The following is a 26,180-nucleotide window of genomic DNA, read 5'->3' as shown; positions in this document are numbered from 1 at the left end:
AGGGTGGGTAATGCTCACATGCAATGTCACGTATTCCTGGTGGTTCGCCTTCCCGCTCTACGGCGGTGGTGTGTCTGTTACAGCAGACGCAGCAAAGACGCTGGACCAGAGATCGTTAAGAGAAGCCCGCGTGTACGGTGTAAACCGCAAATTTATGGGGCGTATCAATCGGTGATGGTGAGTACGGCGCACCTACAATTCCAGCACCACCTTGGGTGCCGGGTGCGCACAAGACCTTCATCGGGGGTTCCCGTGTTCTACCTAGTGTACCGCAGGGTCCCCTCCCGGGCTATAAAAAGGTGCTTAAAACCTCATCTCTTAAACGCGAGCGCCCACCCCGCTGCGTGCGGGGTGGACGCTCTTTCAGTTGCTGAGCCGAGGGGCTAGTCGACGCGTCGCACAATATCAATCGTGCCGACGGTCGCATACTTAGCGTAGGAGCTGCCGTAGCGGTCAGCCGCATACTGTGCGGCGTTGGTTGGCGGGTTGCCGCCCCAGGAGTTGCTCATGCGGTCGATGACCACGTAGTCGGGCGCTGGCTTACCGGTGTGTCCAATCCAGTAGACGGTACGACCGGGAATCAGCTGGGTCAGAATCGACAGGTCAGATGCGACCGATACCCCTTCAGGTACCTTCTGGACGGCGTCCTGCTTCATCTGGTCAGTCGTAGTCAGCGCGGAGGCGGTGAACTGCGCATTACCCAGGGACGCGAGGGGCTGCTGGGATCCGGGCACGAAAATCGGGGACGCGGCTAGGAAGAGCGCCACGGCAGGCAGAACCCACACGGGCATGCGGCGCGCCGTGGCGGTCAGGCGGCCGGGCTCGGTATTGGTCTGAGGTTCCTGCGCGGAGGCGCTATCGGCTGCGCGCGCGCCCAAACGCGCCGGAATCGCAGCGGGAACCACTCCGTAGCGTATCCGCATGACAGCGTCGAGCAGGGCGAGGAAGACGACGGGCATGAGCACGAGCGAGTAGTGCCAGGTGCTTGCCCAGTAGGATTCCATGGTGGAGAGTAGACGCCAGGCAAGGGTCGGCAGGGCAATTGCCGCGAGCGGAGAAATCACCCAGAGGACTGCTCCGGTAATGAGCAGCAGGCCGAGGGTTGCCAGCTTGGTGTTGTTGCTGAGCATCTGCAGTGCCGAGCCGAAGGGGTCGCCCAGGGCTGCGGAGAAGTTCACCTTGTCGGCGTAGTCGAAGTTTCCGCCGCTATTGAAGTAGGGCAGGATCACGTAGATGGCGACGGCGGACCAGAATACGCCCCAAATCATGACCATGGTGGATTCGGCGACGGCGGGGGTGCGCGCCCAGGAGGAGTAGAGCTGATGCACGCGGATTCGCATGGGGGCGGGGGTGCCCGCGGAGAGGCGCGGCATCAGAATGTCTACGGCGGTGCTCAGCCAGCCGGTGCGGATAAAGATGATGAGGCCGATGGCTGCGACAGTAATGCCCATATCTTCTTTAACGAAGGCAATGGGTAGAGCCCACCAGCAGGCGTAGGCGAGGTAGCGTGCGCGTTCGGTGCCACTCACTCGTGAGGCGAGCACCAGGTAGCCGAGGCTCATGGCCAGTAGCGGCACGGCGAAGGCTACTTCGTGGAATTGGGCGGCGATAGCTTGCTGAACGCCGAAGCTGAGGGCGAATCCGGCGCCGAGTAGCAGACCGGTGATGGTCGGGATAACGCCCTGAAGTTTTGCGGATTGAGCGTTCTGCGCGGGTTCACTCTTCTGCGCATCTTCAGTTTTTTGGGCGAGCGCGAAGGCACGCTGAGTGAAGCGCACAATGGCGAAGCTTGCGAAGGCGACCAGGGCGTTCTGCACGACCAGTAGCGTGGTCGGTGAGGGGAACAGCGCGTAGATGGGTCCCAGGAGCACCAGAATCGGGTGGAAGTGGTCACCCCAGAGGTTAAAGTCGGGCCCCTTAATGGGCACGATGGGCACGGAGAAGTGCGAGTACGCCTGAGCCATCTGGGTGAAAATCGCCAGGTCCCAGGAGGGGGTAATCCAGTGCTTCATCTGTTGCAGCGAGTAGTAGGTGTACAACGCCATGACGGCGGCGGCAAGCAGCAGGCCGGGTAGTAGTTCGAGGGGGCGGATGCTTTTGACGCGCTCGGTGAGGGACTGACGCGGCTGTTTCTTGGCGCGCTGAGTACGGCCCGCGCTGGTGTCGGTGCTGTTCTTCTGTTCAGGTGCGTCAGTATTCGAGGATGCTTCGTGTGCTTCCGCTGCCATAGGCGTCCTTCTCTCGGGGTGTGTGTCCGGGCTACAGGCGCCCACAGAGCGGGTGGAACGCATCGCCTTTGTCGTTGCCGGTAGCGGAGTTTGCGTTCGTTCTCGCTCTACCCTTTAGGGTATCGCATTAGCGCTGTGCCTGCCCTTCCTGCGCTTTTTGTATCTTGTCCCTCAAATATCTGCCCCGGATGTTGTTGCCCGGTTTGGGCGCATAGACTGGTGTGGTGAGTACGTTTCCTTCCTCAGCCCCCGATGGTGTCACCCCTAACTGTGCGACCCTTGACAGCCACCCGGTAGCGGGTGCTCGGCGCATCCGGCATCCTTTGGCGGCAGCTGGTGTGCCCTATGCGCCAGCGCTTGCGGATGTTCTTCAGGAGCCTACCGTTCTTCACCAGCCGCGCGTTCAGGTTCGTACTCTCTCCTCCGCTGCTTCGGTTCTTCCGGGGGCTCTGGCTCCCGAGGCGTGTGAAGTCGTGATTGAGCCGAATGTTCCGGTGCAGTTGTCGCAGACGTTGGGGTCGTTGCGCCGCGGTGCTCAGGATCTTTCGTATCGTGCGCTGAGCCGCGCGGATGGTGCCGAGAGAATCTGGTTGACGGCTCGCACGCCGTTTCATGAGTTCCCGGCGGTGCTGTACGCCGAACGATTGGCGCAGCCAGCTAAGCTTCCCGAGACTCTCCCCTCCCTGCATCGCCTGCTGATGCGCCCGGTGCGTATTCGTATCTGGGTTTCTTATAGTGCCGCTGATCAGCAGATGCAGGCGCGAGCCGACCTTCAGGCGCTAGCGCAGGAAATGACGTACTGGCTGGGGTTGCACGACCCCGCCGAACAGTTCGGTGCTCTGTCTTCTTTTGAGTCTCTTCCGCCGCGTGTTCAGCAGGCGTGGCGGCAGAATCCGGGGCTCCGCCTCAGCGCCTCGGGGCAGTTGGACCGGCAGATGCTCAACGCCATTGTGGAGCAGCGCATCACCCAGACCGAAGCGTTCAGGACCTTAGGCTGGGTTCTGCGCAAGTACGGCTCCCCCGCCCCTTCGACCGGGTTGGGGAATCAGCCGGAGGGGATGCGCGTCTATCCAAGCGCCCGGACCCTGGCGACGATTCCTACCTGGGATTGGCATCGGGCTGGCGTTGATAAAAGCCGCTACGATGCCGTGTACGCTTACGCTCGTTCCGCAGAGTCTCTAAAAAACATTGCGGCAGAAGGCGACGTCGCACTTCTGGCGCGGAGCCTGCACGCTGTGCGCGGCGTGGGCCCGTGGAGTATTTCCGAGGCCCTGCAGCGTGTGTGCGGGCACCCGGATGCCATCAGCGTGGGCGACTACCATCTGGCGCACGCGGTCGGTGAGCTGTTCATAGGTCAGCGCACCGATGATGCGGGAATGCTCTCCCTGCTGGCGCCCTTTAGCCCGCATCGGCAGCGTCTGGTGCGGCTCATGCATGCTTCGGGCTTTTCGAAGCAGCGCTACGGGGCGCGCATGACCATTGAGGATCACCGCGACCGCTAACGCTCCTGCACCCTCACGAGGTTAAAAGGGGGCGGGGCGCCCCTGCCGGTTGTGCCGGCGGGTGCGCCCCGTTCAAGCTCTTTTGTGGTGGTGAGCTTACTTCTTCTCTGCAGAGCCCTCTGCTGCTGCGATCTCTGCACGGACCTTGTCCATGTTGAGCTCGCGGATCGAACCGATTACGGTCTCCAGCTGGTCTTCGCGCAGTGCGCCAGCCTGCTGGTATACCAGGATACCGTCACGGAAGCCCATGATGGTGGGGATGGAGGTGATGCCTGCTGCCTGAGCGAGCTGGCCCTGGTCCTCGGTGTCGACCTTGCCGAAAACAATGTCGCTGTGCTTCTCCGAAGCCGCCTCGTAGACGGGGGAGAACTGCTTGCAGGGACCGCACCAATCTGCCCAGAAGTCCAGGAAGACAATATCGTTGCTCTCGACGGTAGCAGTCAGGTTCTGCTGAGTAATTTCATTAGTAGCCATGAGATAAAGCTACACCCTCAAGACCCCAATCGCTAATTGTTCGCTCTGGGATTCAAACATGTGAAAGATATGACAAATTGCGGTCATAGTAAATACTTTTTGCGGCTGTTTCAGCCGGTTCACGGGCGTGTCGCGAATACTCTGGCGAATGCCCCTGTAGCCGAATGATGGAGGCGCCCGACCCGGCGGGCGAAGCCCCGTGGTCGTCCCCTACAGCATCCTGAGGAAAGCACCCAATGCGGGCACCCAGAAAATACGGGCGCAACCATGAAAGACCGTTGCTGTGGAAGACCACTGTGGTGGAAGATTACCGCGGTGGAAAGCCGCTGGGTTGGAAAGCGGCTGCGGAATCCGCTATAAAACTGGTTTTAGATACACAAAAGCCCGGTTACTTTCGTAACCGGGCTATTTGTGGCAGGTGAGGGATTCGAACCCCCGTAGGCAGTGCCAGCTGATTTACAGTCAGCCCCCTTTGGCCGCTCGGGTAACCTGCCGCCTAGCTAGGTGCTAGTTGCTCGCTCAAGCGAACAGAGACTACTCTACAGCAGTTTTAGGGACTTGTACACTTCACATAGGGTTTTGTGACGAAGGTTATATGTCTGGTTGTATTTATCGTCTTTTCGTCACACAAGAGCGTCAGCGCACGCTCACCGCGCGCCCATATCTATCGCAGCGCCCACGCTCTCACCTTATGAATAAAGCCGCGAATAAAGCCACCGCCTACAGCAGTTTTAGAAGGAGCGGGAAGGAGTATCGCCATCCTGCTCAAGCAGAAGCACAATCTCCAGGTGCTCCAGATAGCGGCGCGCCTGCTCCACGGTGCACATGTCACCGGCAATCTCACGCTCCAGGTCACGGCGAACGCCACGGAAACGTGCCACCAGCGAAGGTTCCGTCAGGGTGATACCGATACCGTCAAAGAGAGAAGGCTCAGCATCTTCCTCGTGCAGGTCAAGGTGAATATCGTGGTGGTCAGACTCGCTGAGGCGCTCAGCCTCAGGAATATCTTCGGGCTCAGCGCCCAGAGAGGTATGCAAGTCAATGAAGAGCAGGGTTTGCAGGTCGTGAGCTTCCTCGCTCGTGTGTGCGTCCGTTGCAGACAGGTTATGAATGGTCATATCTCTATTGTCCTCTTTTTAGGTTGGTAACGCCTGTAAAACAGGCCCGTATTTCTGTTAGTTAGCTGTGAACAAGAGCCCCAACCCGGTAGGCTAGTACTAACCGGTGCCAGTAGCACCTCATTCACGAAAGGAAAACCCATGGCTAGCGAATCCTCATTCGACATTGTGTCCAAGGTGGACAAGCAGGAAGTTTCTAACGCACTGCACCAGGCGCAGAAGGAAATCTCCCAGCGTTACGACTTCCGTGGCGTTGGCGCAGAAATCGACTACTCCGGCGACAAGATCCTCATCAAGGCAAACGCCGAAGAGCGCGCACTGGCAGTGCTGGACGTTTTCCAGTCCAAGCTGGTCAAGCGCGGCATCTCCCTGAAGTCCCTGGACTCCGGCAAGCCCTACGCATCCGGCAAGGAAACCCGCATCGAGTGCTCCATCAAGGAAGGCATCGCGCAGGATCAGGCAAAGAAGATCTCCAAGATGATCCGCGAAGAGGGCCCCAAGGGCGTAAAGGCGAACATCCAGGGCGACGAGCTGCGCGTCTCCTCCAAGTCCCGCGATGACCTGCAGGAAGTCATTGCAATGCTCAAGTCCGCTGATCTTGAGATTGACCTGCAGTTCGTCAACTACCGCTAAGCTCAGGCGAGGCTCTCACCCTCTATCCCCGCCCAGCGATGGGTGAGGATAGAGGACTAGAAGCCGAAACGTAAAAATCCTCGGGGTGGCTACTTCCACAGTAGCCACCCCGAGGATTTTTTGTCTGCCAACCCGTCATCGCGGGTCACAATCGTCACCCCGGGTCATATTCACGCCCAGAGATGAGGGCGACAAAAAGACTTAGTACTGACCCATCTCACGAGCCTGCTGCTGCAGACGCGCAATACGCTGATCCATCGGCGGGTGAGTAGAGAGCATGCTCTTCAGCGAACCGAAGGGATTCGCAATCATCATGGCGCTCGCCGCCTCAGTGCTACGGTTGTTCGGGTCCATCGGGTACATGGACACGCCGCTCTCCAGCTTGTGCAGTGCCGAAGCCAGAGCCAGCGGGTCGCCGGTCAGACGTGCGCCGTCCTCGTCGGCATCAAATTCACGGGTGCGGCTAATAGCCATCTGAATAATCTGCGTAGCAATGGGAGCCAGCATGGCAACCACAAACATGGCGAGAGGGTTCGAACGTTCACCATCGCGGTTGGAACCACCGAACATCGCGCCAAACGAAAGGAACTGGGCAACAGTACCGATAATGGAGGCGATACCCGCCGCCACCGAAGAGGTCAGAATATCGCGGTTGTACACGTGCATCAGCTCGTGGCCGAGCACGCCGCGCATCTCGCGCTCATCCAACAGCTGCAGAATACCCTCGGTGCAGCACACCGCCGCATTCTGCGGGTTACGACCGGTTGCGAACGCGTTCGGGGTCATGGTCGGTGCCACGTAGAGGGCGGGCATGGGCTGACCCGCGCGGGAGGACAGCTCCTCCACAATGTCGTAAAGCACCGGAACCTCTTCACGGCTGACCGGGTACGCATTCATGGAGCGCAGAGCGAGCTTATCGGAGTTCCAGTAGGTGTACGCGACCGAAGCCAAGCTCACCAGACCCATAATCCAGATGAAAAAAGAGGTGCGGAAGGTCGCCGAAAGCAGGCCACCAATGAGCAGCATCATGCCCACCATGGAGCCCATTAACAGGGCAGTTTTCAGTCCATTGTTATGGCTGTGCATGGGTATCCTCCTGAGCAAATAGGTCAGCGCGTACAGCGTGTACTTGACTCTATAGAATACGTGCAAGCACCCGCCGGCGCACCTTATGGCACGCGGATTCACCCAGAGCGTCACCGACGCACCGAACTATGCGGGAGGCATTAGGGAATGGCGCCCGGGATATTCACCAGGGGCACCTGCTCCAGCACCTGCGCCGTAGCAGTCGGAAAAATACCCAGTAGCAGAATCGTGCCGTAAGCACCCAGAAAAAGAGTGAAGAGCAGACCGAGCATCAACTGCCCCTCCAGATCAAAACCGGTGGTAGTACTGCGGTACTGCCCGTAAATTACGGGGGTCACAATGGGTACACCAAAGAGCAGAACCATCAGCAAAATGTAGATGGGGTTTGTGAAGTCGTACACCATGACCCTATCCTCCTTGATGGTGATCGCCGGTGCGGGTTACTCTAGGTTCTTTGATTGTACGGCATCTCTTCACGCCCGAGGCCAGGGTGAGGAGGGGCGCCACAGAGTGGATGAAAGGGACGCCCCACCGGCTTATTATGAGTTTTTCATAAAATAATGATGAATTTCTCATAATAATGTGTAGACTTAAACCTATGACCGACGCAAAGACAACCTCCGATACGAAGAAGACCCAGCACCCAGACCATCACAATACCGGCTGCGCCCACACCACCGGCCTGCCCCTGCTCTCCGCAATAAGCCCCGAACAGCTCGAAGAAGCATGGACCACCGGTCTGCGCGCCAAGGGCCGCCGCGTCACCAAGCAGCGCCTCGCCGTACTCCACGCAGTGCAGGAACACCCGCACTCCACCGCCGACACCATCGTGCAGGCAGTGCGCGAGCGCATCCCCGCCATTACGGTTCAGTCGGTCTACGTGATTCTTGCCGACCTGACCGATATCGACCTGCTACGCAAGTTTGAGCCGCCGGGAACCCCCGCCCTCTACGAAACCCGCACGGGCGACAACCACCACCACGCCTTCTGCGTACGCTGCGGCAAGGTCGAAGACGTGGACTGCGCGGTCGGCTCCGCGCCCTGCCTGACCCCCAGCGATTTTCACGGCATGGCGCTCTTCAGCGCAGACGTGCTCTATCAGGGCGTGTGCGTAGACTGCCAGACCGAGCAGGAGGCGGCACTCGCCCGCGCTCAGCAGGAAGCGGCAGCACGCATCCTAGCGGCATAGCTTTTAGTCGGGTAGACCCGCTCCTCGGTCATGAGAGCTTTTAAACCGTTGAGGCGGCGACACAACTCGTGTCGCCGCCTCAACGGTTTAAGGTATATGAAGCAGGAACTTAGGCACCCATGCGGGGCTGCGAATCCACAATCTCCAGCAGCTCGCGAATCTGCGCCGCGCTCAGCACGGTCGAAGGGTTAATCGCGTTCACCTTCACGCTCGGTGCGCCAATATCCAGGGCGTAACGCAGAATATCCAGGGCGTTCGCCGAACGCACCTCAATATGCGGGTCCAGTGCCGCAATCTCAATGGGCGAGGTGAACACCAGCAGGCTCTGCGGGTTGCCGTTCTCATCCGGGTCAAACACGAAGGAGGTGCCGGACGGGTCGGCAGGGTCAACGCCCACCAGCAGTACGGACGCTGGGGACACCAGCGAGCCGAGCAGCATCTGCATGTTGTCCTGCACCAGCGCCATCTTCGCGCCGTCATTACGGGGAGAAGTGACAATCCAGTGCACCTGAGCGCGCTCAATGTAGCACTCGTGATCGGTGCCGGGATCAACCACAATCAGATCCAGCGCCTCATTGTTAAGGAAGTCAATGAAGACCTTCATCGCCGGTTCGCGCAGAATCAGCTCGTCACCCTCGGATTCCTGACGTACGTAGCTCTTGCCAATGTGCTCGGAAGAGGAGAACACGCACAGCGCCTGCATGCCGGTCTCGGGCATGCGAATAACCTGGTGAGCCAGCACCGATTCGGGGCCCATCGCGTCGGTCTCGGAGGGAATCAGCAGGGAGCCGGTAGCATCGAGCAGAACGTCACCACCGAGCATCGTACGAACCACGTTAATGAGGGTTCGCTCCTGCACATCGTTACGGAAGGTTTCCAGAGCGGAGACCAGGTACGGGTTCGGAATCTCATGCTCGCTCGAAGACAGTGCCGCGGCGGCGGAGTGGCGGGCACGACCCTCCATACGCTCACGAGCCCACTGCGGGATACGCGACGCATCGCGAGGGAACTCAGCCAGGTGCTCACGCACGTCGGTTGCGGTCAGGGTGCCCTCATTCTTCCAGCTAGCGGGCTCGTCGTCACGGTTGTAGGAGGCACCCACGCTGAACTGCGGGTTGGGCCAGCCGGTAGCCGCAACCACGATGGAGGCGGTAAACCAGGTGCCGCGGTTACCGTCGTAGGCGGCGCGCTGTAGCTTACGGACCTCAGCAATAATGGGCGAGCCGTCCTTGAGCGGGCCGATGGTGCCAATGAACTCTTCGCCGTCGCGGAATTCACGCACACGCACGAAAATCTGACCTGCCAGAGGCTTGACGTCCAGCACCATTTCGCTCCAGCCGGGGTCAACACTAACGACATCCAGCAGCCAGCTTCCAATGTTATTCAGCGCATCCTGGATGCGCGCGGCACGGCTACTCGTCTCGGCAAGGCGGGGTTCAGTCATAGTTCATACATCCTTGAGTGTGAATACGGCGCGGCTGGAGGCATCCGTGTTCGGTCGTAGTGTCGGCTTACAGGGTGCCGGAAGAAGCCGTCCCTTCGATTCTAACGAACACGGGCACTCCACGCAGATAGTTTACGCCGAAAGATATATGCTCTATCTCTCCCTCAGAGCTCTTGGATACGGCTCAAACAGGCGCCTTAGAGCCCAATACGCCTAAAGCACACACTAAAACCGGGGATACACGGCATAGTGAACGCTAAAAGGTTGATAATCTTGAAGCATGACGAATTCTCTGCAGGACCTTATCGACGCATCGATCTTTATCTCCACCGAGTACCAGGCTCGACTCGCCGAGCTCGTGGGTACCTCCGAGTGGAACGTGGATTTCACCTCCCAGTCTCTGGACTTTGAGACCACTCCCCCGCTCTCGCTCAAGCCGCATCTGCTGGGCACTGAATCTGAGAACCGCGGTACTTGGATTTGGTCATGGCAGCAGCTGGGCTACTTCCCCGACTCCGTTGTTTCTGCCGCTATTCAGGCGCGTGAAACCGGTGAGCGTGACGGCCTGACCGAGCTGACCACCGACGAGCTGCCTCTCTCCGAGTCCCTGGCACGCCGCCTGACCCTGGCGACCAAGACCATTAGCGGCCTGTACGCACACTACCCGCTGCCCGCGGGCGCTGGCGTGCGCGCATGGACCCTGCTGGAGGGCGCTGAGCTGACCCTCGAGGCACCGACCTACAAGGGTATTGGCCGCGTCATTGCTAAGACCCTGCAGAGTGAAGAGATCCACAACCAGGTTCTGGCGGTGGACTCCTACGCTCAGCAGCGTGGCTTCCACATTGCCTGGGACACCGAGGCAACCGCAGTGCTGACCGCAACCGACGGTGCCCTGCGCCTGTGGTTCGACGAGGGCCGCATCAGCGGCATCGAGCAGGCTGAACCTCAGGTTGGTCCCGAGGTCCTGGAGCAGTGCGCAGCCGCTGCCGCACAGCGTCGCGAATCCCTCGCGGCACTGCGCGCCGAGATTGAGCGCGTGGCAGCCGCTGAGGCAGCCGCACAGAACGCACAGCGCGAGCAGGAGGCGGCAGAACGCGCCGCCGCACGTGCCGAGGCCGAAGCAGAGCGCGCCGTCGAGATCGCCGAGCACGCACCGGTCGCAGAGACTGAGGTACCCGGCGTCGAGAGCACCGAGAACCTCTACCCCGCCGACGAGGCTCCCTTCGATCAGGAGCCGGCAGAGTACGCAGAGCCCGGCCTGGTCACCGTGGAGACCCTGCCCGGCGAGTACGAGGCAGAAGAGACCGAGCAGGCTCGCGTCTACACCGACGAGTCCATCGGCGCCGAGCAGCCCGAGTACGAGACCGTTGAGGCTTCCGCAGAGTACGCTGAAGAGCCGGTTGCAGCTGAGCAGCCCGTCGAGGTCGAGCAGGATGCAGCAGAATACGAAGAGCAGCACGTGGAGCCCATCCGCAACGCTGGCGCAGCTCCCGACCTGCAGGCAGAGCACGAAGAGGCAGCCCGCCGCAAGCAGGAAGAAACTGCACGCCGCGAGGCAGAGCAGCCCAAGAAGAAGGGCTTCTTCTCCCGCTTCTTCGGCCTCTAAACCGAATACGCAACATTCCTCAGGCGCGGTATCCTCGTGGTGCCGCGCCTGTGGCGTGCCCGGCGGGTAGAGTAGCCTCAGTGCGCATCAATGCCCCCGCTGGCGCATCCCGACGATTAGCATTAGAAGAACGTCACTAAAGAATCAGGTCAGAAGAAGAAACCATGTCAGAAACGCAGAAGCACACCACCCGCAACGGGTTTATCACCATCATCGGCACCTACCTTATTTGGGGCATGCTCCCCCTGTATTTTGTGATGATGGCACCGGCGGGACCGATTGAGATTGTCGTGGCGCGCGTGGTCTTCTCCCTCCTTTTCTGCGCCCTGCTGCTACCGATTTTGCGGGCAACCACTGACTTCCGCCGCGCGCTACGGGACCGCCACATCATGCTGGTGCTGACGGCGGCATCATTCCTCATCGGCGCGAACTGGCTTATCTACGTGATGGCAACGACCAGCGGTCACACCATTGACGTGTCCCTGGGCTATTTCATTAACCCGCTGGTCTCCGTGGTGTTGGGCGTGATTTTCCTGCAGGAGCGCCTACGCCCGTCGCAGTGGGTGTCCGTCGCGATTTCCTGTATTGCGGTGCTGATGATGAGCCTCATCTACGGCCAGGTACCCTGGACGGGCCTGGGCGTGGCGTTCTCCTTCGGCATCTACGGTCTGCTCAAGGCGCGCGTCGCCCACGACGTGAGCCCCATCGTTTCGCTATCTCTGGAGACCTTTATCCTGGCGCCCTTCGGCATCGCAGCATTGTTTATTCTCAACGCACAGGGGCAGATGACTCTCTTCAGTGAGGGCCCCGGACACTTCTGGCTTCTCGCCTCCACCGGCGTGGTCACCGTTGTACCGCTCATGCTCTTTGCGGCGGCAACCAAGGCTCTTCCGCTGTCGATTATTGGCATGGTGCAGTACCTGGGCCCGACCATCCAGTTTGTTCTGGCGCTGACCGTTCTGCACGAGCAGATGAGCGCCGATAAGGTACTGGGTCTGGGCCTCATCTGGATTGCTCTCATTATCTTCACCGTGGATGCGGTGCGTGCCTCCCGCTCCTACCGCGCCTCCGCACTGTCTGACCCGGAAACCGGCATGATCCCGCTCGTGCAGGCAGAAGACGTACAGAGCAAGTAGTGCTCTCCTCAATCCGCATAAAACACAGTGCATAAACACAGTGATGCCCCGCAGACGTTAGCCTGCGGGGCATCACTTTATATCGCGTTCACACGCTAAAGCTCAGAACCCTGAGCTTCAGCAGCATCATCGAGAGCATCCAGATCCGGCTGACGGTGCAGGTTCAGCAGAGCCAAACCCAGACCACCCCAAATGATCAGGATTGCCACAACGAGCATCACAATTGCGGAGATAGACATGAGGGCTCCTAACGGGTAACGGTCGAATCAACGTGGCCGTGCTCAACCTGACCGGCAATCACCGGAGGTGCCGGAGGCTCTTCAGCCGCACGAGACTTCTTCGACCAGGGCAGAAGAGAAACAACAATCGCGCCCACCAGAAGCAGTGCGCTCATGCCCCAACCAAAGATTGCCAGCAGATCCGCGGGGTAACCCTCATACGGAGTCTGAATCAGCTTGATAACGCTCTGAATCAGGGAGTAGCCCAGAACCAGCGGGGTCACGACAGCCAGCAGAATCATCCAGACCCTGCCGACCTTGATGGAGGAGTAGCGGTTCAGGTGCTCAGCCAGAGCGGGCAGCGCACGCACCACGTAAGCAACCACGATAATGGCGCACAGGCCAGCAGCCAGAATACCGAAGAGGTTCACGAAGTTATCGAGAATATCCAGCACGTACAGACCGGTGGTGGTCGGCATCAGCAGCAGCGAAATCAGAGCCATCGGAACAATCACCAGAACGGTAGATGCGAGACGGGAGGTCGCGAACTTATCCTGAATACCAGCAATAATCACCTCAAGAATCGAAATGAGGGAGGTGAAACCAGCAAAGAGCAAGGAGCCGAAGAAGAGGATACCGATCAGCACGCCACCGGGTGCCTGAGAAATAATGGTCGGGAACGCGATGAACGCCAGACCAATACCGCTGGTCGCAACCTCGCTCACCTGGGTGCCAGCAGCCTGAGCCATGAAACCAAGAGCAGCGAACACACCGATACCAGCAAGAAGCTCAAAACCGGAGTTCGCGAAACCAACCACAGCACCGGAACCGGTCAGGTCAGTCTTAGGCTTCAGGTAGGAGGAATAGGTGATCATAATGCCGAAGCCGATGGACAGCGAGAAGAAAATCTGGCCGTACGCAGCAACCCACACATCCGGGTTTGCCAGGGAGTCCCAGCTGGGGGTGAACAGAGCGTTCAGACCATCAATAGCACCGGGCAGGGTCAGCGAGTAAATCACCAGACCAACGAACATGACCAGCAGCAGCGGGATGAAGATAATGTTGGCCGCACCCACGCCCTTCTGAACGCCCAGAGCCATCACAGCGAGCAGAACGCCCCAGATCAGCACCATGGGGACCAGAACATCCATGTTGAAGTCCAGGGAGACGCCGGGATCCTTTGCAACCTTCAGGAACTCACCCTGGAAGAACGCCTTCGGGTTATCGCCCCACTCATTGGTGAAGGAGAAAACCATGTAACGCAGAGCCCACGCCACAATAGCGGCGTAGTAGATAGCAATCACGAAGTTAATACCCATGTGCCACCAGCCGATGAACTCGGTCTTACGGTTCAGACGGCGGAAAGCCAGCGGGGACGACGCACGCGCACGGTGACCGATAGCGTAGTCAAAGAAAAGGAAGGTCAGACCGGCGGTCAGCAGGGCGACAATGTAGGGAATCATGAAGGCGCCGCCGCCGTTATCAAATGCGATGTAGGGGAAACGCCAAATATTGCCCAGACCAACAGCAGAACCGATGGCGGCAAAGATGAAGACGCGACGGCTGGAGAAGCCTTCGCGCTTCGTGGGCGCCTTAGGGGTAGATGCTCCCATAGTTGTAAACCTCGAATGTGTGGGGACGCGGATGGTTGGTGCGAGAATAACCCGTCGGGGTGGGTGGGCTCTGCTCGCGTCCAGAAATAGTAAACGGCTCTCCAACACGGGTTGGGCGTGGGAGCCGTCAAAGGTCTGAGGGTCGGGTGTGCACCTCGGACATGCCTATAAGGTTTACCTTAAAGGTAGGGGCCGGTCAAGAAGACCCCAGCATGCGGAAGCTTTCGGAGGGTAAGAGGAGCCCCAAAGCACCCCTAAAATCGGCGCCGACTAGTCATAACGCAGAAAACCCCCGCCGAATCCGGGCAGATTCAGCGGGGGTTTTGAAGTATGAGACACCCGGAAGTCGTTAGACTCGGGTACACGCTACACGGCGGGTTTTAGCCTTCGCGGTGAACCACAGCGTGAGCGAAAGACTCCAGCGCAGCCTTCGCGGTGGACTCGGGCAGCGGAGCAATCGCGGCAATTGCACGGTCCGCCCAATCGTAGGCGATCTGCCATGCTTCCTGGGTGACCGGGTGGGCGGCGAGCGCCTCCACGGCTGCATCCAGTGCCTCGTCGGAGCTCAGGTCTGCATCCAGCAGGGCGCGAACAGCAATAGCGGGTTCGTCGCCGGCAGCTACCGCACGGTCCAGCAGGATGGTCGGCAGGGTGGGCACACCCTCGCGCAGGTCGGTGCCGCGGGTCTTACCGCTGGTCTTGCCGTCGCTAACGATGTCGATCACGTCGTCAGCCAGCTGGAATGCCACGCCGACCAGCTCGCCATACGCCTTGACCATGGAGATGACCTCTTCGGAAGCGCCCGAAAGCAGGGAGCCGTACTCGCCGGCAGCAGCAATCAGGGAGCCGGTCTTGCCCTCAATGACGGCAATGTAGTGGTCGAGCAGGTCCTGACCCTCGCGGGGGCCGGTGGTTTCGAAGAGCTGGCCGAGCACCAGACGCTCGAAGGTCTGGGCCTGAATCTTCATGGGGCGGGTACCCAGCTCGGACACCAACAGGGATGCTCGGGAGAAGATCAGGTCGCCAGTCAGAATCGCGACGGAATTGCCCCAAATCATCTGGGCGCTGTCCACGCCGCGGCGCTTGGGAGCATCATCCATCACGTCGTCGTGGTAGAGGGTTGCCAGGTGGGTCAGTTCAACGACCACGGCAGCTTCAATGACGTCATCGTTGATTTCGCCGTCTACGGCTGCGCAGAGCAGCGCCAGCAGGGGGCGCACACGCTTGCCGCCCGCGGAGAGCAGGTGACGGGATGCGACGTCCGCCAGGTGGTCAGTCTGTGCGATGGCTTCTGCCAGGCGCTCCTCAATACGTGCGAGAGAGGAGAGAATCTGCGGACCCAGCTTGGGGTCAGCGGCGATGAGTTCAAAGCCTGCGGGCAGTTTCAGGTCGAGGTCTCCCAGCAGGTCGGTTGCGGCAATGGGCTGCTCTGCGTTGCTCACGGTGTCTTCTATCTTCTTGGTGTTGGTGTCTTCGGTGGTGTGTGAACGCGGTGTCTATGCGTTATGTGCTTCGGGCTTGAAGCCGCGGTGAATGGCGACGATGCCGCCGGTGAGGTTGCGGTACTGCACGGAGGTGAAGCCCGCCTCCTTGAACTTCTGCGCCAGTTCCTGCTGGTTAGGCCAGGTGATGATGGACTCGGCGAGGTATTCGTAGGATTCGGGGTTGGAGGAGATTGCGCGGGCAATCGGCGGGATTGCCTTCATGATGTAGTTCTTGTAGACCGCGCCGAAGGGGGCGAAGGTCGGGGTGGAGAACTCCAGGACGACGATGCGTCCGCCGGGCTTGAGCACGCGGTAGATTTCACTCAGTGCCTTGGGGTAGTTGGCGACGTTGCGCAGACCGTAGGACATGGTCACTGCGTCGAAGGTTTCGTCGTCAAAGGGTAGGGCGGTGACGTCTGCCTGCACGAAGGCCATGTCGGGGCGACGGCGGCGGCCCACATCCAGCATGCCTTCGGAGAGGTCTGCTGCGATGACATCCACGCCGGCGTCGGCGAAGGGTTCGGAGGAGACGCCGGTACCTGCGGCTACGTCCAGTACTTTCTGGCCGGGGTGCGCGTCTACGGCGGCGACTGCCTGCTTACGCCAGTAGATGTGCTGGCCGAGGGAGAGGATGCCGTTCATGAGGTCGTAGCGTTCAGCGACGGTATCAAACATGGCGGCAATATCGCCGGTTTTCTTGTCTAGGGTTGCGCGGTTGGCGCGGGTGTTCTTCTCTGCGTTCACGCTCTCAATTGTGGCATGGAGGTTACTAGATTCGATAGTTGGGTAAACCGTAGTAGTGTCGCGCGGTGCGTTAAGGTGCGTTCTGGAGTGGTTTTCGAGTCGATAATTCTGGGTTTTATTCAGTTTTTGGGGGTGTGAATTATGCATATTCAGCAAAAATTTATGAATATTTATGTGTATGCTTGCATTTTTTAACATAGGCGCGCACAATAGACCATAGATTTCATAGAGCACACCCCACACAGGAGCATCCCAATGAACACCGCAATCCTCAAGAAGGCATCCCTCAAGCCCCTCGCGCTGCTGGCAGTACTGCCCCTGGCACTCACCGGCTGCGTCTCCACCGCCAACGAGAACTCCGACGCCAACGGCGAGGTCACCCTCGTCAAGTCCGGCACCCTCAGCGTCTGCACCAACACCCCCTACAAGCCCTTCGAATACGAAGAAAACGGCACCATCGTCGGCCTGGATGCAGACATCGCCAACGCTATCGCCTCCGACCTGGGCGTGAAGGCTCAGCTGACCTCCATCAGCTTCGAGGGTCTGGACTCCGGTACCGGTCTGGCCACCGGTCAGTGCGATATCGCCCTGGCGGGTATCGGCGTGACCGATGAACGGAAGAGCAAGATGGAATTCACCACCGTCTACTTCGATGACAACCTGGCAATCCTGGTCCCCAAGGGCTCCTCCATCACCTCCGCCGCAGACCTGAAGGGTGTGAGCGTTGGTGCGCAGCAGGCAACCAGCGGTGAAACCTACGCCAAGGAAAACGGTGCAGAGGTCATCCAGTACGAAGACACCTCCCTCATGTTCTCCGCGCTGAAGACCGGTCAGGTCAAGGCAGTCGCTGCGAACCTCTCCGTGGTTTCCGAGGCGCTGACCAACGACCCGGACTCCTTCAAGATTGCCTACCAGGATTCCGAAAACACCGAGCAGATTGCCGCAGCAGTTTCCTCCAACAACAAGGCACTGTTGGCCAAGGCAAACGCCACCATTACCAAGCTCAAGGAAAACGGCGAGCTCGACAAGATGAAGGCCAAGTGGGTTGGTGCCACTTCCTCCACCTCCGCGAGCGCCTCTTCCTCCGCTTCCTAAGCATCTAGCCGGTTAGTCTCTCTCTCCCCCCCCAATTCAGGAGTACCCTTATTACTTTTGGGTTGGGGGCTTCTCCGGCCTTCACCCCTTGTGAGCGTGTAGAACGCTCCTAACCGAACAGCACACGGATAAGAAAGCGCATGTCCTCTAAACTCTCACCCCGTCAGAAGCAGAAGCTCTTCCGCTATGCACAGTACGCCCTTCTGGCCGTTATTGCTCTGGCAGCCATTCTTCTGGCTGACTGGAAGACCCTCAGCCAACAGGTATTCAACCTGGACGTTGCGGCTGCCCAGTTCCCCGACGTCATCACCGTGGCGTTGAAGAACACCCTGCTGTACACCACCCTGGGCTTTATCGTAGGCCTCTCCGGCGGTTTGCTGCTGGCACTCATGCGTATTTCCTCCATCGCCCCCTACCGTTGGATTGCGACCCTGTACGTGGAGCTTTTCCGCGGTATCCCGGCGCTGCTGGTCTTCTTCGCGTTCGGTTACGGTATTCCTCTGGCGTTCAAGATTCGCTTCGTGGATAACCTGATTCCGGTGACCCTGTCCCTGGGTATGGTTTCGGCAGCCTACATTAGTGAGGTTCTGCGTGCGGGCCTGCAGGCGATCCCGAAGGGCCAGATGGAGGCGGCACGCTCTCTGGGTATGTCCCACACCCGCGCCATGATTTCGATCATTATTCCTCAGGCGTTCCGCGTGGTTCTGCCCCCGCTGACCAACGAGGTTATCCTGCTGACCAAGGACTCCTCCCTCGTGTACCTGCTGGGCGTGACCGTCTCGCAGTACGAGCTGGCGAAGTTCGGCCGTGAGGGCCTGACCGCCGCTAACGCGGGTCTGACTCCCCTGGTGGTTGCGGGTCTGTGCTACCTGATTATCACTGTTCCGCTGGGCCAGCTCTCCGCATACTTTGAGCGCCGCACCCAGCTTGCGGGCCGCAAGTAAGCGCAACGACAGATACGGATTACGGAAGATACTATGACTGTTTCAACTTCATCCATGGCCGCCTCCTCGGTGCGCATTTCTAACCTGCACAAGTCTTACGGCAAGGTTCAGGTTCTCAAGGGCATTGACATGCAGGTCGAGCCGGGCGAGGTCGTGTGCCTTATCGGCCCTTCGGGTTCCGGTAAGTCCACCCTGTTGCGTTGCGTGAACCTGCTGGAGGAGCCGAACGACGGCACCATCATGGTGGGCGATACCGAGGTTACCGACCCGGACGTAGACATTAACCGCGTGCGTACCCATATGGGTATGGTGTTCCAGCAGTTCAATCTGTTCGGTCACCTGAACATTCTGGATAACTGCACGATCGCTCAGATTAAGGTTCTGGGCCGTTCCAAGGCTGAGGCGGAGGCGGTTGCCCTCGAGCAGCTCGCCAAGGTTGGTCTGGAAGGCAAGGAAGACCGCTTCCCGGCTCAGCTGTCCGGTGGTCAGCAGCAGCGTGTGGCTATTGCGCGTGCACTGTCCATGCACCCGGACCTGATGCTCTTCGATGAGCCGACCAGTGCACTCGACCCGGAGATGGTCGGCGAGGTTCTGAGCATTATGCGCAACCTTGCTGATGAGGGTATGACCATGATCGTGGTGACTCACGAGATGGCGTTCGCCCGCGAGGTCGCCGATAAGGTCGTCTTCATGGCCGATGGCGTGGTCGTGGAAGAGGGTCCCGCCGATCAGGTGATTGGCGCCCCCAAGCACGAACGTACCCGGGCTTTCTTGGCGCGCGTGCTCGATCCGACCCACGCCGTAGTAGACTAGTACTAGCTCTTGAAAAACGTAGCGGGCGGTGCTGTACGAAACATTCTGTTTCGCGCAGCACCGCCCGCTTTTTAATGTTCTAGTTCGCGGCTATTTCGGTTCTAGAAGATACGGCGCGCAACCTTGTCAAAGAGACGGTCGGGCAGCACGGTATGCAGGAACACGGAGGGCTTAGCGCCGAATCCCACGAGGTAGCGGGTCTTGGGGCGGCGCGCCTCCAGGGCTCGCAGAATGGTCCTCGAAATCACCTTGGGCTCTGAGAGACTGGAGGACGGCGAGTAGAGCTTACGCATATTTGCCGCAACGCGCTGCGCCTGCTCAGCGTAGACACCGTTTCGGGAGGATTCCTCCAGGTGGTCTGCCGCGATGAGTCCCCAGGAGGTCTTGATGCCGCCGGGCTCAATAATGACCACGTCAATGCCGAACTCTTCAACTTCCATGCGCAGTGCATCGCTGAACGCCTCGAGGGCGTACTTGGTGGCGTGGTACCAGGATCCCAGAGGCATGGTGATACGCCCCGCCATCGAGGAGATGTTCAGGATGCGCCCGCGGCCCCGTGCGCGCATATGCGGCAGCACCAGCTGGGTGAGGCGCGCCAGGCCGAAGAGGTTCACCTCGAACTGGCGGCGTGCCTCGTCGATGGGGACGTCTTCAATAGCGCCGTAGGATCCGTAGCCCGCGTTGTTGATGAGCACGTCAATGCGGCCTTCTGCGTCAATGATCTGCTGTACGGCGGTTTCCATGGATGCCTCATCGGTAACGTCCAGGCTGAGCGCTTTCACGCCCTCGGAGGCGAGCTCTTCAATCTTCTCAACGCGGCGGGCGGCACCGTAGACGGTGTAGCCGTAGCGCACCAGCAGCGGCGCCACGTCGTAGCCGATACCGGAGCTGGCGCCGGTGAGAAGAACGACGGGGCGTTGCAGTGACTTGGGCATTGCGTATCCTTTCGGCTTGCTCCCCTTTCGGACTGCCCCCCTTCGGGTTGCTCCCTGCAGTGTTAGCGGGGAGGTGTTAGCTGGGGGTACTTCTTAGGGTACGCTCACGCGGGGTGAACCGGCGTGCAGAAAGCTCAGGGCGTAGCGTGAGGGTATTCTCACCGGCATATGTGAGGGCAGGAAGACAGAGAAAAAGCTCGCCGCGGCATCCTGTGCAGATGCGGCGGCGAGCTAAGGTTTTGGGGTCAGGGGTTTAGAGGCCGGGGTTTAGACCTCTTCGACGTCGATGTTAACCTTGGGTTCGGGGTGCGATTCGCCGGTCAGCATGGTCACTAGCAGGGTGGAGTCCTTCACGGCGCGCAGGGAGTGCAGCAGCTTGGCGGTCACGTGAATCGGCTTGCCGGGTACCAGGGTAATATCGCGGTCCTTCACGTGGAAGATAACTTCACCCTTGAGCACCTGCACGAAGACGGGGTGGACGCTGTGGTGCTCGTGCCAGGACTGGCCTGCAGCCAGTTCCATGAGGGTCAGGTTGCCGCCGTCGGCATCAACGATCTTGCGGGCCTGGGGCTTATCTTCAAAGGGGGTCAGCGCTTCGGTGAGCTGGGGGAATACGAGGACGCGGCCTTCATGGGTACCTGCCATGGTACGCACCTTTCTCTTCAGGGGTGAGTGAAAGGGGGCACACACCCCCTCTCTAATATTGGTATTAAAAATACTAAATTTCTTATATTGTATTCCCCTCCCCGCACCCGGACAATATCTCAGCTCACATCAAGCTGAAACATCCCGCGCAGAGAGGGGAACAATACTTACTGGTAGCTCCACACCTTCGAATAGGCGGAGCGATTACTATTACGCGGACGCAACAGGTTCACCATCAACGCCGTCGTACCAAAGCTCACCGCAATAATCATGCAGGTCGCCGCGGTAAACGCACCACCGGGAATCGGCGCAAAAATCGCAATCAGATACAGGATGACCGCGCAGAACGACAGGAACAGCGTCGCAATCGTCATCAACGGCACCAGCACCAAACCGCCACGCGCCGGCACCGCAAAATCTGCCGGACGCACATAACGCAACACGCCCATACCCACGACCGTCCAGATGGCGGTGACCAGAATAGCGGTCACCACATCCGCCGGGCGGTGCCAACCGTTAATAATCGTGGAGGCACCCGTCAGGCAGGTCGCCACCGCCGCGCAGAGAGCCACCGTGGGCCGCAAGAAACGAGGCGCCGCTAGGAAGAGCGCCGCGCCAGCCGCCGCCGCGAAGGTCGTGTGGCCACTGGGCGCCGAGTTGCTCAGCGCCTCCTGAACACCCAGGTCGGGCTTCACGATCAGGTAGTGCTTGAGCAGATATGTACTCGTCACCGCCGCAGCCCCAACTAGCACGCCAATCAGCGAGGGCAGGAACCGGTGCTTCCAAATCAGCACCGCAATCAGACCCAGCACCGCAATCACACCAACAATCGTGGGCAAAGAATCCAGCGCAGTCAGGGTCGGACCGCGGTAACTCTTGAACTGATGCGCATACTCGGTGTACGCCTGCTCATCAACCTGCTGGCCGGTCGCCGTGTAAATGAAGAACACAAACGCACCGTAGAGAGACAGACCCAAGAACAGCAACGCCATCACGTGACGCATCAAAATACCGGTACTCGGAAGATGATGCCCCTGCTCTTCGCCGGGACGATTCACCGGGCGGCCCGAAGCATCCACGGGAACCTGACCGGTCTGAACATACGCACCGTTCGGGTAGGCGGCGGCAGGATACGCCTCGGGAGGATAAGCCACCGGCTGCGGAGGCATCGCACGCGTGGGAAGCGGTTGCTGGGCGCCCATTGGGGAGGCACCCATTTGGGGGGTACCCATCTGATTATTCAGCGGGAAACCGCTCACCGAAGGCTTCGGCGGATCCAGACGGCGCGTAGCCTGCATCGGTTCATCCGCGCTGTAGTTCCCCTGAGAGGCGCGTTCCTGCGGCGAGGGAATCGTCTCAGGAATCTTAATGGGGGCACGGTAGGCGCGCGGCAGAGGGCGGGTCGCGCCAATAACTTCTGTAGAGTCCTGGTGCGAAGAAATAACTTCGGTATTCGCAGATTCAGCGTTCACGGAACCTGCGTTCGCAGAAGCCGCGTTTGCAGAACCTACAGGCGCAGCTTCGTGAGCTGGCGATGAACCGTAATCCGTCAAAACTTTCGTACGGTCATCACTGTGCGCAGTAGCAGGGGTAGCCGTCTCGTGGGAGGCGAGCACCTGGGTAGCATCCTGATAATCAGAAAGCACCGCAGTCGCGTCCTGATAATCAGAGAGCACCGCAGTCTCATCAGAGGAAAACACCGTAGTAGGCGCGTTGTCAGCAGCGGCCGCATGCACATCAGCGGGGTGAAGCACACTGGTAGCATCGAGGTTTTCGGAGCTCTCCCAACCAGAGTTTCCCGAACCCGATGTATTTGCCGGTGTTTTCTTCTTCATAACCCTTCGTACCTTCTTGCCCTCATGTCTGTTAGCCATACCCGAGCCCGCCGATGCCCACCCCTCAAAACGGTAGCCCCCAAGCTGCCGTTTTATGCGAAGCACCGTCCGAGTTCTCGGGCGAATAACTACCTACTATCCCAGGTTAAGCTATGAAAAACTAAAGTTTTTTCGACCACAACCTGAGAGTTTCCAGAGAATACATGACAGGGCGCGAGCGCACCCGCCCGCCCCCAGAATGCTATGGTGAGCTCATAGCGCATCACAGAAGGGCAGATACCTTGAACACCAGTATGAGCGTGCCGCCTCTCGGCTACGGTTTTCACCTCACGAACACTCCCCTGCCGCCACTGCAGGAGGTTCTGGAAAACCTGTTCACGGTCGAAATTCCGATGACGGTCACCTTCCGCGGGGTCAATAGCCGCCAGAGCGCGCTGATTCGCGGCCCGCACGGCTGGGGCGAGTTCGCGCCCTTCCTCGAGTACGGTGCGCAGGAGTCTGCCGCGTGGCTTGCCTGCGCGTTGGAGGCGGCGTGGCTGCCCGCACCGGAGCCGGTGCGTACGCGCATCCCGCTGAACGCGACCCTGCCAGCAGTACCGGCGGAGCGTGTTCCGCAGGTGCTCGCCAAGTACGAGGGCGAGATTCAGGAACTCAAAATCAAGGTGGCTGAGAAGGGTCAGAGCCTCGCCGACGATATTGCCCGCGTGGCGGCGGCACGAGATGCCCTCCCGAATGCGCGTCTGAAGGTGGACGCGAACATGGGCTACACCCTCGGCGGTGCCCTTGATGCACTGCGCAAGCTCTGTGAGTACGACATTATCTACGCAGAGCAGCCCGTGGCATCCATTGAGGATATGGCTGCGCTCCGCTTTGCCATTGCTAAGGAGAGGCTGCCCGCCCGCATTGCCGCGGACGAGTCGATTCGTAAGGCGGAAGACCCGCTGAAGGTGGCGCGCGCGAACGCCGCGGACCTGATGGTTATTAAGGCGGCACCTCTGGGCGGTGTACGCCGTGCGCTCGCGCTGGTGGAGCAGGCGCAGCTTCCGGCGGTGGTTTCTTCTGCGTTGGAGTCTTCGGTGGGCATTGGTGTCGGTGCGTCCCTGGCGGCTTCCCTTCCGACTTTGAAGTACGGGTGCGGTCTGGGCACGGTCTCCCTCATGGCTGAGGACGTCACCGATGAGCCGCTCATCGCCCGTGACGGGTTCATGGACCTGCGCGCCATCACCCCCAGCCCGCAGCGCCTGGAGCGTCTTGCCACCGATGAGCAGACCCGCCAGTGGTGGGTGGAGCGAGTCACTGCCTGCTACCGGGTACTGGAACGCGCCTCCGGACTGTAAAGACTGTAGTTATCAAGGTTGCACCCGTGAAGGGTAACCATAACTGAATGAAAAACCTTACGGCATTAGAATGGTACGGTGACTGAAAACCGCTCAACCCCCACCATGCTCACCGCAGTATCCGTGCTCGATTCGCTAATTCGTGCCGGTATGCGGCATGTTGTCGTGTCTCCGGGTTCCCGCAGTGCACCTCTTGCGTACGCTATTGCCGCCGCCGCTGAAGCCGGCGCGCTCATTGCGCACGTGCGCGTGGACGAGCGAAGTGCAGCCTTTACCGCCCTGGGTATTGCCAAAGCATCCGGCCAGCCCGTGGGTCTGGTGTGCACCTCCGGTACGGCACTGGGCGAGTACATGCCCGCCGTCATGGAGGCGTACCACGCCGGCGTGCCCCTGGCGGTGCTGAGCGCGGACCGTCCAGAGCGTCTGCGCGGTAGCGGTGTGAATCAGACGACCCGTCAGGCGAGTTTCTTCCATCCTTTTGTGCGCGCTGAAGCTGATCTGACCTCCTACCCCGAGCAGGTGGAGGGCGAGCAGACTCAGGCCTTTGCCGCCTGCCTGAATGCGCTGACCGGTCGTAGCGCCGAACACTGGCGCAAGCAGTCGACGGAACCGATTGGCCCGGTGCACCTGAACATTTGTTTCGATACGCCGCTGACCCCCTCTGGCCGTTTTGCGCAGATGCTGCCGCAGTGGGCACAGAGCCTGCTGGAGGATTACGACCCGCAGGCTGAGGGCCGCACCCGCGCCGCCCGCGCTGAAGGTTCCGGGCTCTCCAGCGCTGAGCAGCGTTGGCTTCTGGATTCTTTGGAGGCGCAGGCGGACCTGGCGGAGTTCACCCCGGCGCACCGCACCGTGGTGGTTGCCGCTGATGGTGCCGGTGAGTTCGCGGCTGAGTTTGCGCGTGTGCTGGACCTGCCGCTGTTTGCGGAGCCTTCCTCCGAGGCGCGCCACGGCGTAACCTCCATTCCTCACTACCCGCAGCTGCTCGGCGATGCGTCCTTCAAGCCCGCCGCGCAGATTGAGCGTGTGGTGCTCTTCGGCCACCCGACGCTTTCGCGCCCGATTACCGCATTGCTGGAACGCAAAGATATTCAGTGCGCGTTCTACGCCCCGCGCCGCGCCAGCTGGTACGAGCCGGGCGCTCGCTCCTTCGTGGAGCTGTCGACCCCGCACGAGCTCGCCGAGTTTGCGTGCGCATCCTCTGCTGCCGCTGATGAGCTGGTGGACGAGCTGAGCTGGCTAGAGCAGTGGGTTGAGCCCGCCCGCGAGCTGCAGGATGAGTGCCTGGGCGCCATTGCCGCCTACGAACACCCGGGTGCTGAGAGTTCAGTAGACAGCGCTGAGAGCTCGGTTGACTACACCGATTACCGCAACCGCACCGCTGGCCGCTCCTACGCCCGCCGCGTCTGGCAGGATGCGGTGGCTCAGCGCCGCCTGCTCGTACTGGGATCCTCAAACCTGGTGCGTGATTTGGATGCGGCAGCCCCCGCCCTGGGCGAGCCCGCCCCCGCGCGCGTGTTTGCTAATCGCGGTCTTGCCGGTATTGACGGCACAATTGCGACCGCTATTGGCGTGTCTCTGTCTGGCTACTACCCTGCCGGTGTGGATGAGAACTCCCTCCCGGTCATTGGTGGTACCGCCCTGCCGGTGACCCTGCTGTGCGGTGACCTGACCTTCCAGCACGATGTGTCCTCGCTGAACCTGCCGAATACGGAGCTTCTTCCCGAGCTGCGTGTTGAGGTCTTTGACGATGCCGGTGGCGGTATTTTCACGACCCTTGAACACGGTGATATGGCTCGTCAGGAGCAGTTCACCGCCGCTGTGGACCGTTTCTTCACGGTGGCTGCCGCCCCGAACACTGATTTGGCGCGCATGGCTGCCGGGTTTGGCACCGAATCGGGCGTTGAGGTGCGCATTCACACACCCTAAAACTGTTTCTAAAGGCAGCAGGCTAAGCCCCGTGCGCAGGGTTGAACGATATACTGAAAATTACCTGTGCCGTAGCCTTCCGTGGCTGAAAGCTAGCCGGTCGTAGCGGTTTCACTCGCCGTTGCATTCGTGTTTTTTGCGCGCCTGCTGACGTACGGCACCCTATCTATCA

Annotated in this window: 23 protein-coding genes and 1 tRNA gene; 10 read left to right on the top strand and 14 right to left on the bottom strand. The window is 60.0% G+C overall.

Annotated features, from left to right (window positions below; translation table 11 throughout):
* Positions 1 to 383 precede the first annotated feature (383 nt).
* Complete coding sequence (locus LPB405_RS06355) at positions 384 to 2,228, bottom strand: DUF2079 domain-containing protein (RefSeq protein ID WP_070633757.1); 1,845 nt, start codon at positions 2,226 to 2,228, stop codon at positions 384 to 386.
* Positions 2,229 to 2,452: 224 nt separating this feature from the next.
* On the opposite strand from LPB405_RS06355, the gene LPB405_RS06350 reads away from it, so the two are divergent.
* Positions 2,453 to 3,730, top strand: coding sequence for a DNA-3-methyladenine glycosylase family protein (locus LPB405_RS06350; protein WP_257604875.1), 1,278 nt, complete (start codon positions 2,453 to 2,455; stop codon positions 3,728 to 3,730).
* Positions 3,731 to 3,826: 96 nt separating this feature from the next.
* On the opposite strand, the gene trxA is transcribed toward LPB405_RS06350, so the two are convergent.
* The 3 genes from trxA to LPB405_RS06335 all read right to left on the bottom strand — a co-directional run bounded on the left by trxA (position 3,827) and on the right by LPB405_RS06335 (position 5,322).
* A complete protein-coding gene (gene trxA / locus LPB405_RS06345; protein WP_219100767.1) occupies positions 3,827 to 4,204 on the bottom strand; it encodes a thioredoxin in 378 nt (125 codons plus the stop codon).
* A gap of 412 nt (positions 4,205 to 4,616) precedes the next feature.
* Positions 4,617 to 4,698: transfer RNA gene (locus LPB405_RS06340), tRNA-Tyr, on the bottom strand.
* Between the two features lie 237 nt (positions 4,699 to 4,935).
* Positions 4,936 to 5,322 (bottom strand): hypothetical protein, encoded by a 387-nt coding sequence (locus LPB405_RS06335; protein ID WP_049341066.1) that lies wholly within the window; start codon positions 5,320 to 5,322, stop codon positions 4,936 to 4,938.
* A 141-nt stretch (positions 5,323 to 5,463) separates the two neighbouring features.
* On the opposite strand from LPB405_RS06335, the gene LPB405_RS06330 reads away from it, so the two are divergent.
* Complete coding sequence (locus LPB405_RS06330; protein ID WP_005504808.1) at positions 5,464 to 5,955, top strand: YajQ family cyclic di-GMP-binding protein; 492 nt, start codon at positions 5,464 to 5,466, stop codon at positions 5,953 to 5,955.
* Between the two features lie 201 nt (positions 5,956 to 6,156).
* Here LPB405_RS06330 and htpX read toward each other — a convergent pair whose 3' ends face one another.
* Both htpX and LPB405_RS06320 read right to left on the bottom strand, forming a co-directional pair.
* On the bottom strand, positions 6,157 to 7,041 hold the full coding sequence (htpX, locus tag LPB405_RS06325; protein WP_219100764.1) for a zinc metalloprotease HtpX: 885 nt from the start codon (positions 7,039 to 7,041) through the stop codon (positions 6,157 to 6,159).
* A 140-nt stretch (positions 7,042 to 7,181) separates the two neighbouring features.
* On the bottom strand, positions 7,182 to 7,445 hold the full coding sequence (locus LPB405_RS06320) for a hypothetical protein (RefSeq protein ID WP_219100762.1): 264 nt from the start codon (positions 7,443 to 7,445) through the stop codon (positions 7,182 to 7,184).
* Between the two features lie 194 nt (positions 7,446 to 7,639).
* Between LPB405_RS06320 and LPB405_RS06315 the strand changes: the two genes are divergently transcribed.
* Positions 7,640 to 8,230 carry a Fur family transcriptional regulator gene (locus LPB405_RS06315; protein WP_306823283.1) on the top strand — a complete coding sequence of 197 codons (591 nt, stop codon included), beginning with the start codon at positions 7,640 to 7,642 and terminating at the stop codon, positions 8,228 to 8,230.
* A 109-nt stretch (positions 8,231 to 8,339) separates the two neighbouring features.
* On the opposite strand, the gene LPB405_RS06310 is transcribed toward LPB405_RS06315, so the two are convergent.
* Positions 8,340 to 9,674, bottom strand: a complete 1,335-nt coding sequence (locus LPB405_RS06310; protein ID WP_219100760.1) for an SseB family protein — start codon at positions 9,672 to 9,674, stop codon at positions 8,340 to 8,342.
* Positions 9,675 to 9,954: 280 nt separating this feature from the next.
* Between LPB405_RS06310 and LPB405_RS06305 the strand changes: the two genes are divergently transcribed.
* Together LPB405_RS06305 and rarD are read left to right on the top strand one after the other, a co-directional pair.
* A complete protein-coding gene (locus LPB405_RS06305) occupies positions 9,955 to 11,280 on the top strand; it encodes a DUF6882 domain-containing protein (RefSeq protein WP_219100758.1) in 1,326 nt (441 codons plus the stop codon).
* 164 nt (positions 11,281 to 11,444) lie between these two features.
* Positions 11,445 to 12,416 (top strand): EamA family transporter RarD, encoded by a 972-nt coding sequence (rarD, locus tag LPB405_RS06300; protein WP_219100756.1) that lies wholly within the window; start codon positions 11,445 to 11,447, stop codon positions 12,414 to 12,416.
* Positions 12,417 to 12,511: 95 nt separating this feature from the next.
* Here the strand turns inward: rarD and LPB405_RS06295 are convergent, their stop codons facing one another.
* From LPB405_RS06295 to LPB405_RS06280, 4 genes are all read right to left on the bottom strand, one after another.
* Positions 12,512 to 12,655 (bottom strand): methionine/alanine import family NSS transporter small subunit, encoded by a 144-nt coding sequence (locus tag LPB405_RS06295; protein ID WP_080974509.1) that lies wholly within the window; start codon positions 12,653 to 12,655, stop codon positions 12,512 to 12,514.
* An 8-nt stretch (positions 12,656 to 12,663) separates the two neighbouring features.
* Positions 12,664 to 14,247 carry a sodium-dependent transporter gene (locus LPB405_RS06290; RefSeq protein WP_219100754.1) on the bottom strand — a complete coding sequence of 528 codons (1,584 nt, stop codon included), beginning with the start codon at positions 14,245 to 14,247 and terminating at the stop codon, positions 12,664 to 12,666.
* A 380-nt stretch (positions 14,248 to 14,627) separates the two neighbouring features.
* Entirely contained in the window at positions 14,628 to 15,689 is a 1,062-nt protein-coding gene (locus LPB405_RS06285) for a polyprenyl synthetase family protein (protein ID WP_219100752.1), read from the bottom strand.
* Between the two features lie 54 nt (positions 15,690 to 15,743).
* Positions 15,744 to 16,475 (bottom strand): demethylmenaquinone methyltransferase, encoded by a 732-nt coding sequence (locus LPB405_RS06280; protein WP_219100750.1) that lies wholly within the window; start codon positions 16,473 to 16,475, stop codon positions 15,744 to 15,746.
* Between the two features lie 255 nt (positions 16,476 to 16,730).
* On the opposite strand from LPB405_RS06280, the gene LPB405_RS06275 reads away from it, so the two are divergent.
* The 3 genes from LPB405_RS06275 to LPB405_RS06265 all read left to right on the top strand — a co-directional run bounded on the left by LPB405_RS06275 (position 16,731) and on the right by LPB405_RS06265 (position 19,327).
* The gene (locus LPB405_RS06275; RefSeq protein WP_219100748.1) at positions 16,731 to 17,570 is read left to right on the top strand and encodes an ABC transporter substrate-binding protein; all 840 of its coding nucleotides are present in this window, start codon (positions 16,731 to 16,733) and stop codon (positions 17,568 to 17,570) included.
* A gap of 140 nt (positions 17,571 to 17,710) precedes the next feature.
* Positions 17,711 to 18,514, top strand: coding sequence for an amino acid ABC transporter permease (locus LPB405_RS06270; protein WP_012902971.1), 804 nt, complete (start codon positions 17,711 to 17,713; stop codon positions 18,512 to 18,514).
* Positions 18,515 to 18,547: 33 nt separating this feature from the next.
* Positions 18,548 to 19,327: an amino acid ABC transporter ATP-binding protein gene (locus LPB405_RS06265; protein WP_219100746.1), complete on the top strand. Its 780-nt coding sequence runs from the start codon at positions 18,548 to 18,550 to the stop codon at positions 19,325 to 19,327.
* Positions 19,328 to 19,428: 101 nt separating this feature from the next.
* On the opposite strand, the gene LPB405_RS06260 is transcribed toward LPB405_RS06265, so the two are convergent.
* The 3 genes from LPB405_RS06260 to LPB405_RS06250 form a co-directional block, all read right to left on the bottom strand.
* Positions 19,429 to 20,262 (bottom strand): oxidoreductase, encoded by an 834-nt coding sequence (locus LPB405_RS06260; protein WP_219100744.1) that lies wholly within the window; start codon positions 20,260 to 20,262, stop codon positions 19,429 to 19,431.
* Positions 20,263 to 20,529: 267 nt separating this feature from the next.
* Complete coding sequence (locus LPB405_RS06255; protein ID WP_005504776.1) at positions 20,530 to 20,907, bottom strand: cupin domain-containing protein; 378 nt, start codon at positions 20,905 to 20,907, stop codon at positions 20,530 to 20,532.
* A 167-nt stretch (positions 20,908 to 21,074) separates the two neighbouring features.
* Complete coding sequence (locus LPB405_RS06250) at positions 21,075 to 22,742, bottom strand: phosphatase PAP2 family protein (protein WP_049341044.1); 1,668 nt, start codon at positions 22,740 to 22,742, stop codon at positions 21,075 to 21,077.
* Between the two features lie 293 nt (positions 22,743 to 23,035).
* Here LPB405_RS06250 and LPB405_RS06245 point away from each other — a divergent pair, with 293 nt between their 5' ends.
* Positions 23,036 to 24,079 carry an o-succinylbenzoate synthase gene (locus LPB405_RS06245; protein ID WP_219100742.1) on the top strand — a complete coding sequence of 348 codons (1,044 nt, stop codon included), beginning with the start codon at positions 23,036 to 23,038 and terminating at the stop codon, positions 24,077 to 24,079.
* Positions 24,080 to 24,157: 78 nt separating this feature from the next.
* The gene (gene menD / locus LPB405_RS06240) at positions 24,158 to 26,008 is read left to right on the top strand and encodes a 2-succinyl-5-enolpyruvyl-6-hydroxy-3-cyclohexene-1-carboxylic-acid synthase (protein WP_219100740.1); all 1,851 of its coding nucleotides are present in this window, start codon (positions 24,158 to 24,160) and stop codon (positions 26,006 to 26,008) included.
* Positions 26,009 to 26,180: the final 172 nt, after the last annotated feature.

This window comes from Rothia mucilaginosa (genome assembly GCF_019334805.1).
Lineage (GTDB): Bacteria > Actinomycetota > Actinomycetes > Actinomycetales > Micrococcaceae > Rothia > Rothia mucilaginosa_C.
This window is presented reverse-complemented; position numbering and strand designations above follow the sequence as displayed.

What these genes read in the sequence shown, in the direction of transcription:
- LPB405_RS06245 (WP_219100742.1), top strand. Translation starts at nt 23,036, where the DNA reads ATGAGCGTGCCGCCTCTCGGCTACGGTTTTCACCTCACGAACACTCCC.
- LPB405_RS06260 (WP_219100744.1), bottom strand. Translation starts at nt 20,262, where the DNA reads ATGCCCAAGTCACTGCAACGCCCCGTCGTTCTTCTCACCGGCGCCAGC.
- LPB405_RS06275 (WP_219100748.1), top strand. Translation starts at nt 16,731, where the DNA reads ATGAACACCGCAATCCTCAAGAAGGCATCCCTCAAGCCCCTCGCGCTG.
- rarD (WP_219100756.1), top strand. Translation starts at nt 11,445, where the DNA reads ATGTCAGAAACGCAGAAGCACACCACCCGCAACGGGTTTATCACCATC.
- LPB405_RS06335 (WP_049341066.1), bottom strand. Translation starts at nt 5,322, where the DNA reads ATGACCATTCATAACCTGTCTGCAACGGACGCACACACGAGCGAGGAA.
- LPB405_RS06250 (WP_049341044.1), bottom strand. Translation starts at nt 22,742, where the DNA reads ATGAAGAAGAAAACACCGGCAAATACATCGGGTTCGGGAAACTCTGGT.
- trxA (WP_219100767.1), bottom strand. Translation starts at nt 4,204, where the DNA reads ATGGCTACTAATGAAATTACTCAGCAGAACCTGACTGCTACCGTCGAG.
- LPB405_RS06305 (WP_219100758.1), top strand. Translation starts at nt 9,955, where the DNA reads ATGACGAATTCTCTGCAGGACCTTATCGACGCATCGATCTTTATCTCC.
- LPB405_RS06315 (WP_306823283.1), top strand. Translation starts at nt 7,640, where the DNA reads ATGACCGACGCAAAGACAACCTCCGATACGAAGAAGACCCAGCACCCA.
- LPB405_RS06255 (WP_005504776.1), bottom strand. Translation starts at nt 20,907, where the DNA reads ATGGCAGGTACCCATGAAGGCCGCGTCCTCGTATTCCCCCAGCTCACC.
- LPB405_RS06355 (WP_070633757.1), bottom strand. Translation starts at nt 2,228, where the DNA reads ATGGCAGCGGAAGCACACGAAGCATCCTCGAATACTGACGCACCTGAA.
- LPB405_RS06265 (WP_219100746.1), top strand. Translation starts at nt 18,548, where the DNA reads ATGACTGTTTCAACTTCATCCATGGCCGCCTCCTCGGTGCGCATTTCT.
- LPB405_RS06270 (WP_012902971.1), top strand. Translation starts at nt 17,711, where the DNA reads ATGTCCTCTAAACTCTCACCCCGTCAGAAGCAGAAGCTCTTCCGCTAT.
- LPB405_RS06330 (WP_005504808.1), top strand. Translation starts at nt 5,464, where the DNA reads ATGGCTAGCGAATCCTCATTCGACATTGTGTCCAAGGTGGACAAGCAG.
- LPB405_RS06310 (WP_219100760.1), bottom strand. Translation starts at nt 9,674, where the DNA reads ATGACTGAACCCCGCCTTGCCGAGACGAGTAGCCGTGCCGCGCGCATC.
- htpX (WP_219100764.1), bottom strand. Translation starts at nt 7,041, where the DNA reads ATGCACAGCCATAACAATGGACTGAAAACTGCCCTGTTAATGGGCTCC.
- LPB405_RS06295 (WP_080974509.1), bottom strand. Translation starts at nt 12,655, where the DNA reads ATGTCTATCTCCGCAATTGTGATGCTCGTTGTGGCAATCCTGATCATT.
- LPB405_RS06290 (WP_219100754.1), bottom strand. Translation starts at nt 14,247, where the DNA reads ATGGGAGCATCTACCCCTAAGGCGCCCACGAAGCGCGAAGGCTTCTCC.
- LPB405_RS06320 (WP_219100762.1), bottom strand. Translation starts at nt 7,445, where the DNA reads ATGGTGTACGACTTCACAAACCCCATCTACATTTTGCTGATGGTTCTG.